Below are 11,156 nucleotides of genomic sequence, written 5' to 3'. Positions count from 1 at the left end.
AAACAACATTCGACGATGCACTTTGAGGACTACAACAATGATTATTTACGGTGTGGCGTTTCTCGCCTTTTGTACGCTGGTGGGTATCTGGGTCGGTGAACTGCTCGGCAAGTTGATCGGCGTGCCGGCCAATGTCGGCGGTGTCGGTATTGCGATGCTGCTGTTGATCGGGTTGGGCAGTTACTTGAACAAAAGTGGCTGGCTCAAGGGCAAGACCGAACAGGGCGTCGAGTTCTGGAGTGCGATCTACATTCCGATCGTGGTTGCCATGGCCGCGCAGCAGAACGTTTACGGCGCGCTGAAGGGCGGCCCGATGGCGATCCTTGCGGGAACGCTCGCCGTGGTCATCGCCTTTGCCTTGGTGCCGGTGCTGGTGCGCCTCGGTAACAAGGAACCGACACCGATCACACCTGCCAAGACTGCGGGGTGAGCGCCATGTACGAATCCATGATGAAAGTCATCACCGGCTACGGGCTGATCAGCGGCTTCCTGATTGTCGGCCTGACCATGTGGGTGTCCTACTGGATGTCCAACACCTTCACCAAGGGCCGCCTGCACGGCTCGGCCATCGCCATTTTGCTGGGCCTGGTGCTGTCGTATGTCGGTGGGGCGCTGACTGGCGGTCAGAAAGGTGTCGTGGACATTCCACTGTTGTCGGGTATCGGTTTGCTCGGCGGTGCCATGCTGCGGGACTTCGCGATTGTTGCCACGGCGTTCGGCGTGAGTGTCGATGAGTTGAAGCGGGCCGGGTTTGCTGGCGTGCTGGCGTTGTTTGTCGGCGTGGGCACGTCGTTTGTTGCCGGGGTCGGTGTGGCGATGGCATTCGGTTATACCGATGCGGTGAGTCTGACGACCATTGGTGCAGGGGCGGTGACCTACATCGTCGGGCCGGTAACTGGCGCGGCGATTGGCGCGAGTTCCGAGGTCATGGCGCTGTCTATCGCCGCAGGGTTGATCAAGGCGATTCTGGTGATGGTCATGACGCCGTTCGTGGCGCCGATGATTGGTCTGAACAACCCGCGCAGTGCGGTGATTTTTGGCGGTTTGATGGGGACGTCCAGTGGTGTGGCCGGAGGGTTGGCGGCGACCGATCCTAAGCTGGTGCCTTATGGTTGCCTGACGGCGGCGTTCTATACCGCACTTGGATGCTTGCTCGGGCCTTCGGTGTTGTTTCTGCTGATGCGTGGGTTGATGGGCTAAACCGAAGATTAGTTGTCGTTCGGGCTGACGCCATCGCTGGCAAGCCAGCTCCCACAGGTTTTGTGTTGTAAGAAGATTTCCGAATCAGCACAAAACCCTGTGGGAGCTGGCTTGCCAGCGATGCAGGCGACTCGGTTTCAGGTCTGGCGATTGGCATACATCCGACACTCCGCCAGCAACGCCAGCAAATTCGGATCCCGCTCCTTGGCCTTCAAGAACACCACGCCAATGTGCTGCTGCAACCGGTACTTCTCCTGCAACGGAATCAGCTTCACCCGGTTCTCGTACACCGCCGCAATCCTCCCCGGCAGCAACGCATAACCGACCCCCGAGCTGACCATGCTCAGCAGGGTGAAGATGTCGTTGACCTGCATCGCCACCTTCGGCTCGAACCCCGCCTGCCTGAACACCCGAATACCGTCCTGATGGGTAGCGAAGCCTTGGGTGAGGGTGATGAAGGTTTCGTCGCGCACCTCCGCCAGATCCACTTCGCTGCGTTGGGCGAAGCGCGAATCCGCCGGGGTGGCGAGGAAGATGTCGTCGGAAAACAGCGGAATCTGCTCGCAGTCCGGGTCGTTGACGGTGTCGTCCAGCGACACCAGGATCGCGTCGACTTCCATGTTTTTCAGCTTGTAGAGCAGGTCGATGTTCGAGCCGAGGATCAGGTCGATGTTGAGTTCGCTGCGGCGGATCTTCAAACCCATGATCAGCTGCGGCACGGTTTTCACCGTCAGTGAATACAGCGAGCCGAGCTTGAAGCGCTCGGCCGAGAACCCGGCCGCTTCACGGGTCAGGCGCACGCTTTCGACCACGTCCTGAATCAGCTTCTGCGCCCGCTCTTCGAGCACGTAGGCGCTTTCCAGTGGCGTCAGGTTGCGCCCTTCGTGTTTGAACAACGGGCAGCGCAGGGCGCTTTCCAGCGAATGGATCGCGCGGTGCACGCTGACGTTGCTGGTCTGCAGCTCGGCGGCGGCGCGGGCGAGGTTGCCGGTGCGCATGAAGGCGAGGAACACCTCGAGTTTCTTCAGGGTCAATTCTTCGTCGATCAGCATGGCGCGGACTCTTCTTGGTATCGCTCGATTGTGCCCAAATATCAGGACAGGCGCCTGCCTGCGTTGAACGGAAACATTGCGCTTTTACGCTCGAGGCCCGAGCCTTGCGCGCTGCGGTAATGAAATCGAGGTGTGCGACACATGTATCACGGAGAAAAACTGAACGCCTGGACGCATCTGGTCGGGGCGGTGGCGGCGTTTGTCGGGGGCGTCTGGATGCTGGTGATCGCCAGCCTCGACGGCAGCCCCTGGAAGATCGTCAGCGTGGCGATTTATGCCTTCACCTTGCTGGTGCTCTACAGCGCATCGACCGTGTACCACAGCGTGCGCGGGCGCAAGAAAGCGATCATGAAGAAGGTCGATCACTTTTCGATCTACCTGCTGATCGCCGGCAGTTACACGCCATTCTGCCTGGTGACCCTGCGCGGGCCGTGGGGCTGGACGTTGTTCGGTATTGTCTGGGGGCTGGCGCTGATCGGCATCCTGCAGGAAATCAAGCCGCGCTCCGAGGCGCGGATTCTGTCGATCGTGATCTACGCGGTGATGGGCTGGATCGTGCTGGTGGCGGTCAAACCGCTGATCGCCGCGCTGGGCAGTGCCGGGTTTGCCTGGCTGGCGTCGGGTGGCGTGCTGTACACCGTGGGGATCATCTTTTTTGCCCTCGACCATCGGCTACGCCATGCCCACGGTATCTGGCATCTGTTCGTGATCGCCGGGAGCCTGCTGCATTTTGTGGCGATCTTGTTTTATGTCTTATAGACCGAGGCGCCGCCAATCGCTGGCAAGCCAGCTCCCACAGGGTTTGGTGTTGCTCACAACTGTTGCGGCCAACAAGGATCCCGTGGGAGCTGGCTTGCCAGCGATAGGGCCTTAGAAATCACCCCACAGCTGTTGGGCCACCGCCAGGGCCACAACCGGCGCTGTTTCTGTGCGCAGCACGCGCGGGCCGAGGCGGGCGGCGTGGAAACCGTTGGCCTTGGCTTGCTCGACTTCTGTGTCGGACAAGCCGCCTTCGGGGCCGATCAGGAACGCCAGCGTCGCAGGCTTGGCGTGGCTGACCAACGGCTCGGCTACCGGGTGCAGTACCAGTTTCAGTTCGGCTTCGGTCTGCTTCAGCCAGTCGGCCAGCAGCACTGGTGGATGAATCACCGGCACCCGGGAACGACCGCATTGCTCGCAAGCGCTGATCGCCACCTGACGCCAGTGCAACAGGCGTTTGTCGGCGCGTTCGTCCTTGAGGCGGACTTCGCAGCGCTCGCTGAAGATCGGGGTGATTTCGTTGACGCCCAGTTCGGTGGCTTTCTGGATCGCCCAATCCATCCGCTCGCCCCGGGACAGGCCCTGGCCGAGGTGGATTTGCAGCGGCGATTCGACCTGACCTGCGAACTGCTCGTCGATCTGCACCACCACGCGTTTCTTGCCGACTTCCACCAGCGAGCCGCGAAACTCGTGACCGGAACCGTCGAACAACTGCACCGCGTCGCCCTCGGCCATGCGCAGCACGCGGCTGATGTAATGCGCCTGGGCTTCCGGCAGTTCGTGTTCGCCAATGCTGAGCGGGGCGTCGGTAAAGAAGCGGGACAGTCTCATTCGGAGTCTCGAAAAAATTGTAAAAGTCTGGCGGCCCTATCGCTGGCAAGCCAGCTCCCACAGGTCTACGCAATTCCCTGTGGGAGCTGGCTTGCCAGCGATGACGGTAGTCCGGTCACCGCTGAAGCTTAAGTGAAGTCAATCAGCCCGGATCACGGAACCCGGGATGGAAATCCTTCGGCACCGCCACACTGACGCTGTCACGGGTGGCGATGTCGATGCCTTCGCTGGCGACTTCGGCAAGGAAGTCGATCTGCTCCGGGGTGATCACATACGGCGGCAGGAAATACACCACGCTGCCCAGCGGACGCAGCAGCGCGCCACGCTCCAGCGCATGCTGGAACACCTTCAGGCCGCGACGCTCCTGCCACGGATAAGCCTCTTTCGTGGCTTTGTCCTTGACCATCTCGATCGCCAGCACCATGCCGGTCTGACGGACTTCCGAGACATTCGGATGATCCACCAGATGCGCCGTGGCCGACGCCATGCGCTGGGCCAAGGCCTGGTTGTTTTCGATCACGTTGTCCTGCTCGAAAATATCCAGAGTCGCCAGTGCCGCCGCACACGCCAGCGGGTTGCCGGTGTAGCTGTGCGAATGCAGGAAGGCGCGCAGGGTCGGGTAGTCGTCGTAAAACGCGCTGTACACCTCGTCGGTGGTCAGGCACGCCGCCAACGGCAGATAACCGCCGGTCAGGGCTTTCGACAGGCACAGGAAGTCCGGGCGGATGCCGGCCTGTTCGCAGGCGAACATCGTCCCGGTGCGGCCGAAGCCGACGGCAATTTCGTCGTGGATCAGGTGCACGCCATAACGGTCGCAAGCTTCGCGCAGCAGCTTGAGGTACACCGGGTGGTACATGCGCATGCCGCCGGCGCCCTGGATCAGCGGCTCGACGATCACGGCAGCGACGCTGTCATGATTTTCCGCCAGCGTCTGTTCCATGGCCGCGAACATGTTGCGCGAATGTTCTTCCCAGCTCATGCCCTGCGGGCGCAGGTAGCAATCCGGGCTCGGCACCTTGATGGTGTCCATCAGCAGGGCTTTGTAGGTTTCGGTGAACAACGGCACGTCACCGACCGCCATCGCCGCCATGGTCTCGCCGTGGTAGCTGTTGGTCAGGGTGACGAAGCGCTTCTTGTTCGGCTGGCCGCGGTTGAGCCAGTAGTGAAAGCTCATTTTCAGCGCGACTTCGATGCAAGACGAACCGTTATCGGCGTAGAACACCCGGTTCAGACCTTCCGGCGTCATCTTTACCAGACGCTCGGACAGCTCGATTACCGGCTGATGGCTGAAACCGGCCAGAATCACATGTTCCAGCTGATCGACCTGATCCTTGATGCGCTGGTTGATGCGCGGGTTGGCGTGACCGAACACGTTGACCCACCAGGAGCTGACGGCATCCAGATAACGCTTGCCTTCGAAGTCTTCCAGCCAGACGCCTTCACCGCGCTTGATCGGGATCAGCGGCAGCTGTTCGTGGTCTTTCATCTGGGTGCAGGGATGCCACAGCACCGCGAGATCGCGTTGCATCCACTGGTTGTTCAGGCCCATGTTCAGTCTCCTCGAGGCGGCTCGCGTCAGGCGCGGGCAAACAATCGCGCAAGCCTATGCAATGCGTCGCGTCGGGACAACCCATTGTGTCGATTGAGCTACTTTGTATGGGCCGATAGACGTCGCTGGCGGCGTTTTGATGGCTGACGTATTCTTCGCGGTTCTTTGGGTCGTCTGACCCGCAAAACTGCATTTTCCTACGTGTTTTTCCGGAGTTCGCTGAATGTCTGTCGGTTGGCTGCGCGCCTGTGCGCTAGTGGTGTTGGGGCTGTTTAGCGTTACGGCGCTGGCCAAGGATAAAACCGCAATCGTGATCGGCGGCGGCCTGTCGGGCCTGACGGCGGCTTACGAACTGCAGAACAAGGGCTGGCAGGTCACCCTGCTCGAAGCCAAGCCGAGCCTGGGCGGTCGCTCGGGCATGGCCACCAGCGAGTGGATCGGCAACGACAAGACTCAACCGGTGCTGAACAAGTACGTATCGACTTTCAAGCTGAACACCACGCCAGCCCCTGAATTCGTACGGACCCCGGGTTACCTGATCGACGGCGAGTATTTTTCCGCCGCCGACCTGGCCGCCAAACAGCCCGCCACGGCCGAAGCGCTGAAGCGCTACGAGAAAACCCGTGACGATCTGGCGCGCTCGATCGACGATCCGCAGAACCCGGCGGCGACCAATACTCTGCACGCCCTGGACCAGATCAACGTCTCGAGCTGGCTCGACAAGCAGAACCTGTCAGCCACCGCGCGTCAGCTGATCAACCAGGACATCCGCACCCACTACGACGAACCTTCGCGCCTTTCGCTGCTGTATTTCGCGCAGCAGAGCCGGGTGTATCGCGGCGTGTCCGACCGTGACCTGCGCGCTTCGCGCCTGGTCGGCGGCAGCCCGGTGCTGGCCCAGGCTTTCGTCAAGCAACTGAAAACCATCAAGACCGACTCGCCAGTGTCCGCCATCACTCAGGACAAGGACGGCGTGACCGTCAAGGTCGGCAGCGTCGGCTACCAGGCAGACTACGTGGTGCTGGCGGTGCCGTTGCGCGCCCTCAACAAGATCCAGCTGACCCCGGCGCTGGACGCTCAGCACCTGGCCGCGATCAAAGGCACCAACTACGGCTGGCGCGACCAGATCATGCTGAAGTTCAAGACGCCTGTGTGGGAAAGCAAGGCGCGGATGTCCGGCGAGATCTACAGCAACACCGGTCTGGGCATGTTGTGGATCGAGCCAGCCCTGAAGGGCGGCGCGAACGTGGTGATCAACCTGTCCGGCGACAACGCTCGCGTCATGCAGGCCTTCGGCGACAAGCAGATGGTCGATCAGGTGCTGATCCGTCTGCACGCGTTTTATCCACAGGCCCGTGGCGCATTCACCGGTTATGAAATCCGTCGTTACAGCACCGATCCATCGACCGGTGGTTCCTACCTGGCCTTCGGTCCTGGTCAGATCAGCAAATTCTGGCGCCTGTGGGAGCGTCCGTTGCAACGCGTAGCGTTTGCCGGCGAACACACCGACACCTTGTACCCGGGCACCCTGGAAGGCGCACTGCGCACCGGTCAGCGCGCGGCCAGTCAGGTTGAAGACCTGGCGGCGGGCAAATCCTTCGAACCGGTCAAAGTCGGCCCTGCAGCGGCCACCGCCGTAGCGGCAGGTGCAGCGGGCGCGGCAGTGGCGGCGAAGAAAGGCAACTTCTTCACCAACCTGTTCGGCGGTTCGGACGACGACAAGAAACCAGAGCCAGTGAAAGCGCCAGAGCCGGCACCTGCTCCAGCCGCTCCAGCGCCTGCACCGACTCCGGCCCCTGCGCCAGCCCCGGTGGAAGCACCGAAGCCAGCGACTCCGGTGAAAGCCGAGCCGGCGAAGAAAGCGGCAGCCAAGCCAGCAGCGAAGAAACCGGCGGCCAAGACCGAAGCGAAAAAACCTGCAGCCAAACCTGCGGCGAAAAAAGCTGAGCCGGCGAAGAAGCCAGCGGCCAAACCGGCGGCAACCACCGAGACCAAAGCGCAGTAGGACTTTGCGGTGAATGAAAAAGCGCGGCTTTCATGCCGCGCTTTTTATTGCCTGTGCGGCAGCAATCGCGAGCAAGCTCGCTCCCACAGGTTTCGGCTTTGAGCGTGATTCTTGTGAACGCCACCGGCCACTGTGGGAGCGAGCTTGCTCGCGAAGAGGCCAGAACCGGCACCTGAAAGTATTCGGTCGCCAGCTAATCTCCCGTCACACTTTTCCCTTTAATCTTTCCTTAACTCCCCCGTTCAAGACTCTTGATCGTATTTCTCGATATTTCAAAGCGAAATTTTCCGCTTTAATTCGATAGATAACTCGCTAGTCTTGGTTCGCAGTTCTCACAGGATTTGGGCAATGCAGCTACGTAACTCTTCTTCGCGCTACGGTTGGGTCAGCATCTTCATGCACTGGGGCGTGGCGCTGGTGGTCTTCGGGCTGTTCGCGCTGGGTCTGTGGATGGTGGGGCTGGATTACTACAGCACCTGGCGCAAAGACGCGCCGGATCTGCACAAGAGCATCGGTCTGGTGCTGCTGGGTGTGATGGTGTTGCGGGTGTTGTGGCGCTTTGTCAGCCCGCCACCGCCAACGCTGCAAAGCTACAGCCGCATGACCCGCATCGGCGCCAGGTTCGGCCATGGGTTTCTGTACCTTGCGCTGTTCGCCGTGATGATTGCCGGTTACCTGATTTCCACCGCAGACGGTGTCGGGATCCCGGTGTTTGGCCTGTTTGAAGTTCCTGCACTGGTTTCCGGACTACCGGATCAGGCAGATACCGCCGGTGTGATTCATCTCTGGCTGGCGTGGGCGCTGGTAATTTTTTCCGGCCTTCATGCGTTGGCAGCATTGAAGCACCACTTTATCGATCGTGATGCGACCCTGACACGAATGCTGGGACGCAAAGCCTGATGTTCAACCTCGACTCCAAAGGAAAACAAAGCATGTTGAAAAAGACTCTGGCCGCTCTGGCAATCGGCTCTGCCGTCCTGTCCGCCAACGTGATGGCCGCTGACTACGTGGTTGACAAAGAAGGCCAGCACGCCTTCGTCGACTTCAAGATCAGCCACCTGGGCTACAGCTACATCACCGGTACCTTCAAGGACATCAGCGGCAAGTTCAGCTTCGATGCTGCCAAGCCTGAAGACAGCAAGATCGAGTTCGACGTGAAGACCGCCAGCGTGTTCACCAACCACGCCGAGCGTGACAAGCACATCGCCAGCAAAGACTTCCTGGACGTGGGCAAATTCGCTGACGCCAAGTTCGTTTCCACCAGCGTCAAATCCACCGGCAAGAATGCCGCTGGCAAAGACACGGCTGACGTGACCGGCGACCTGACGCTGCACGGCGTGACCAAGCCGATCGTGGTCAAGGCCACTTTCCTGGGTGAAGGCAAGGATCCATGGGGCGGCTACCGTGCCGGCTTCGAAGGCACCACCAGCATCAAGCGCTCTGATTTCGGCAAGATGATGGACCTGGGTCCACAGTCCGACAACGTCGACCTGTACATCTCGTTTGAAGGTGTCAAAGCGAAGTAATTTTCGCCAGACATACAAAAACGCCCCCGGTCTTGCGACCGGGGGCGTTTTTTATTGCCTGCAATAACACACGCCCCTTGTGGGAGCGAGTTTGCTCGCGATGAGGCCGGCACATTCAAAAGATTGTCAACTGACACGACGCCATCGCGAGCAAGCTCGCTCCCACAGGGTTCTGTGTTGGTCAATAAAATGCCCCGGTTTGAGGCCGGGGCATTTTTTGTTACAGCGTTAACTCAGCGATTGCGGGTCAGCAAGGCCGGTTTTTCACCGCGTGGGCGGCTTGGCAGTTGATCCAGCTGCTCAGGCGTCGGGAAGCGGTCGGCTTTTGATTCCTTGTGCATGATCTTCGGACCGCTGCTGCGCGGGTTCTGCACGGCCGGTTCAGCGCGTTGCTGATCGTCGCGGGCCGGGCGGCGGTTGCGCGAGTTTTCATCGCGACGACCCTGACCATCACGCGGGGCACCGTTGCGCGGGCCGCTGCGTTTGCCTGGTGGCGTGCCGGTGCTCGAACCGTTGCTGTTGCGTGGGCCGTTCTGGCGACCTTGCGGCTGACCGCCGCGTGGTGCGCCCGAACCTGCGCCTTGCGCCGGAGCGCCTGGACGACGGTTGCGACCACCGGCCGGAGCCTGCTTCGGCACGTAATCAACGCGGTTACCGAAGTTATCGATATCGTCGTCGAGGAATTCGTCCGGAGCACGGTCGGCAGCGGCGCGTGGCGGCTGGCTTGGCTGGCGCTGTTCGCGGGCCGGGGTACCTTCGCGCGGTTTCTGTTGACGGGCTGGACGCTCGCCACGCTCACCGCGTTCGCCGGCTGGTTTTTCCTTGCCCTTGTCTTTGCCTTTGTCTTTACGACCGCCGCCACCGCCGCCGCCATTCGGACCGTCGCCACGTGGGCCACGGGCGTTGCGCGGGTTGCGCATGTCCGGACGTTCACGGGCTTCCGGCTTCTCGGCCTCGATGGTGCTGGCATCGAAGCCCATCAGGTCGCCGTCGGCGATTTTCTGCTTGGTCATGCGTTCGATGCTTTTCAGCAGTTTTTCTTCGTCCGGCGCGACCAGCGAGATCGCCTCGCCCGAACGACCGGCCCGGCCGGTACGGCCGATACGGTGCACGTAGTCTTCATCGACGTTCGGCAGTTCGAAGTTGACCACGTGTGGCAACTGGTCGATGTCCAGGCCGCGCGCCGCGATGTCGGTTGCTACCAGAATGCGTACCTGGTTGGCCTTGAAGTCGGCCAGGGCTTTGGTGCGGGCGTTCTGGCTTTTGTTGCCGTGGATCGCCACAGCCGGCAGGCCGTGCTTGTCCAGGTACTCGGCCAGACGGTTGGCGCCGTGCTTGGTGCGGGTGAACACCAGCACCTGTTCCCACGCGCCGGCGGTGATCAGGTGGGCCAGCAGCGCACGCTTGTGGCTGGCCGGCAGACGGAACACGCGTTGCTCGATGCGCTCGACCGTGGTGTTCGGCGGCGTCACTTCGATGCGTTCCGGGTTGTGCAGCAGCTTGCCGGCAAGATCGGTGATGTCTTTGGAGAAGGTCGCCGAGAACAGCAGGTTCTGGCGCTTGGCCGGCAGACGGGCGAGGACTTTCTTCACGTCGTGGACGAAGCCCATGTCGAGCATGCGGTCGGCTTCGTCGAGCACGAGGATTTCAACGTGGGACAGATCGACGCTGCCCTGGCCGCACAGGTCGAGCAGACGACCCGGGCAGGCGACCAGCACGTCAACGCCACGGGACATGGCCTGAACCTGTGGGTTCATGCCGACGCCGCCGAAGATGCAGGCGCTGACGAATTTCAGGTCGCGGGCGTAGATCTTGAAGCTGTCGTGAACCTGGGCCGCCAGTTCGCGGGTCGGTGTCAGGACCAGCACGCGCGGCTGGCGCGGGCCGTGACGCTGGGATTTGTCCGGGTGGCCGTTGGGGAACAGCCGCTCCAGGATCGGAAGGGCGAAACCGCCGGTTTTACCAGTACCTGTCTGTGCCGCAACCATCAGGTCGCGACCTTGCAACACGGCGGGAATGGCCCGCTGTTGCACCGGAGTAGGCTCGGTATAGCCCGCATCTTCGATAGCGCGGACCAAAGCCTCGGAGAGACCGAGGGAAGCAAAGGACATGAGTAATCCTGTTTCAGTTAGGGCTTGGCCCAATGGGAGTCTTGCCTGGCGCGAATGGCGTTTAAGAGGACGCAATCCCGTCCGGTCCTGCTGCGGTTCCGAAGGCACGTCCGGAGCGCTCGC

General features: G+C 61.2%; 10 protein-coding genes. 6 read left to right on the top strand and 4 right to left on the bottom strand.

The features are described from left to right. Positions 1-37 precede the first annotated feature (37 nt). Together madL and madM are read left to right on the top strand one after the other, a co-directional pair. Positions 38-430, top strand: a complete 393-nt coding sequence (madL, locus tag IHQ43_RS27265; protein WP_192562706.1) for a malonate transporter subunit MadL — start codon at positions 38-40, stop codon at positions 428-430. 5 nt (positions 431-435) lie between these two features. Continuing rightward, a complete protein-coding gene (gene madM, locus IHQ43_RS27260; protein WP_192562705.1) occupies positions 436-1,200 on the top strand; it encodes a malonate transporter subunit MadM in 765 nt (254 codons plus the stop codon). A 137-nt stretch (positions 1,201-1,337) separates the two neighbouring features. Here the strand turns inward: madM and IHQ43_RS27255 are convergent, their stop codons facing one another. Beyond that, positions 1,338-2,252: a LysR family transcriptional regulator gene (locus tag IHQ43_RS27255; protein ID WP_085689645.1), complete on the bottom strand. Its 915-nt coding sequence runs from the start codon at positions 2,250-2,252 to the stop codon at positions 1,338-1,340. Positions 2,253-2,393: 141 nt separating this feature from the next. Here IHQ43_RS27255 and trhA point away from each other — a divergent pair, with 141 nt between their 5' ends. Then, complete coding sequence (trhA, locus tag IHQ43_RS27250; RefSeq protein WP_192562704.1) at positions 2,394-3,011, top strand: PAQR family membrane homeostasis protein TrhA; 618 nt, start codon at positions 2,394-2,396, stop codon at positions 3,009-3,011. Between the two features lie 111 nt (positions 3,012-3,122). Here trhA and IHQ43_RS27245 read toward each other — a convergent pair whose 3' ends face one another. Together IHQ43_RS27245 and IHQ43_RS27240 are read right to left on the bottom strand one after the other, a co-directional pair. After that, the gene (locus IHQ43_RS27245) at positions 3,123-3,842 is read right to left on the bottom strand and encodes a 16S rRNA (uracil(1498)-N(3))-methyltransferase (protein ID WP_192562703.1); all 720 of its coding nucleotides are present in this window, start codon (positions 3,840-3,842) and stop codon (positions 3,123-3,125) included. Between the two features lie 142 nt (positions 3,843-3,984). Further along, the gene (locus tag IHQ43_RS27240; RefSeq protein ID WP_192562702.1) at positions 3,985-5,391 is read right to left on the bottom strand and encodes an adenosylmethionine--8-amino-7-oxononanoate transaminase; all 1,407 of its coding nucleotides are present in this window, start codon (positions 5,389-5,391) and stop codon (positions 3,985-3,987) included. A gap of 223 nt (positions 5,392-5,614) precedes the next feature. On the opposite strand from IHQ43_RS27240, the gene IHQ43_RS27235 reads away from it, so the two are divergent. From IHQ43_RS27235 to IHQ43_RS27225, 3 genes are all read left to right on the top strand, one after another. Continuing rightward, a complete protein-coding gene (locus IHQ43_RS27235) occupies positions 5,615-7,396 on the top strand; it encodes a flavin monoamine oxidase family protein (protein ID WP_192562701.1) in 1,782 nt (593 codons plus the stop codon). Positions 7,397-7,744: 348 nt separating this feature from the next. Then, the gene (locus tag IHQ43_RS27230; RefSeq protein WP_192562700.1) at positions 7,745-8,296 is read left to right on the top strand and encodes a cytochrome b; all 552 of its coding nucleotides are present in this window, start codon (positions 7,745-7,747) and stop codon (positions 8,294-8,296) included. A gap of 32 nt (positions 8,297-8,328) precedes the next feature. Then, positions 8,329-8,922, top strand: coding sequence for a YceI family protein (locus IHQ43_RS27225; RefSeq protein WP_085697911.1), 594 nt, complete (start codon positions 8,329-8,331; stop codon positions 8,920-8,922). Between the two features lie 233 nt (positions 8,923-9,155). On the opposite strand, the gene rhlE2 is transcribed toward IHQ43_RS27225, so the two are convergent. Continuing rightward, positions 9,156-11,033 carry an RNA helicase RhlE2 gene (rhlE2, locus tag IHQ43_RS27220; protein WP_007959679.1) on the bottom strand — a complete coding sequence of 626 codons (1,878 nt, stop codon included), beginning with the start codon at positions 11,031-11,033 and terminating at the stop codon, positions 9,156-9,158. Positions 11,034-11,156 lie beyond the last annotated feature (123 nt).

Origin of the sequence: Pseudomonas gozinkensis, assembly GCF_014863585.1 — a bacterium.
Classification (GTDB): Bacteria; Pseudomonadota; Gammaproteobacteria; order Pseudomonadales; family Pseudomonadaceae; genus Aquipseudomonas; species Aquipseudomonas gozinkensis.
This window is presented reverse-complemented; position numbering and strand designations above follow the sequence as displayed.

Bases quoted from the DNA above. Each gene is read 5' to 3' on its own strand.
- madM (WP_192562705.1), top strand. From the start codon at position 436: ATGTACGAATCCATGATGAAAGTCATCACCGGCTACGGGCTGATCAGC.
- rhlE2 (WP_007959679.1), bottom strand. From the start codon at position 11,033: ATGTCCTTTGCTTCCCTCGGTCTCTCCGAGGCTTTGGTCCGCGCTATC.
- IHQ43_RS27230 (WP_192562700.1), top strand. From the start codon at position 7,745: ATGCAGCTACGTAACTCTTCTTCGCGCTACGGTTGGGTCAGCATCTTC.
- IHQ43_RS27235 (WP_192562701.1), top strand. From the start codon at position 5,615: ATGTCTGTCGGTTGGCTGCGCGCCTGTGCGCTAGTGGTGTTGGGGCTG.
- madL (WP_192562706.1), top strand. From the start codon at position 38: ATGATTATTTACGGTGTGGCGTTTCTCGCCTTTTGTACGCTGGTGGGT.
- IHQ43_RS27240 (WP_192562702.1), bottom strand. From the start codon at position 5,391: ATGGGCCTGAACAACCAGTGGATGCAACGCGATCTCGCGGTGCTGTGG.
- IHQ43_RS27225 (WP_085697911.1), top strand. From the start codon at position 8,329: ATGTTGAAAAAGACTCTGGCCGCTCTGGCAATCGGCTCTGCCGTCCTG.
- IHQ43_RS27245 (WP_192562703.1), bottom strand. From the start codon at position 3,842: ATGAGACTGTCCCGCTTCTTTACCGACGCCCCGCTCAGCATTGGCGAA.
- IHQ43_RS27255 (WP_085689645.1), bottom strand. From the start codon at position 2,252: ATGCTGATCGACGAAGAATTGACCCTGAAGAAACTCGAGGTGTTCCTC.
- trhA (WP_192562704.1), top strand. From the start codon at position 2,394: ATGTATCACGGAGAAAAACTGAACGCCTGGACGCATCTGGTCGGGGCG.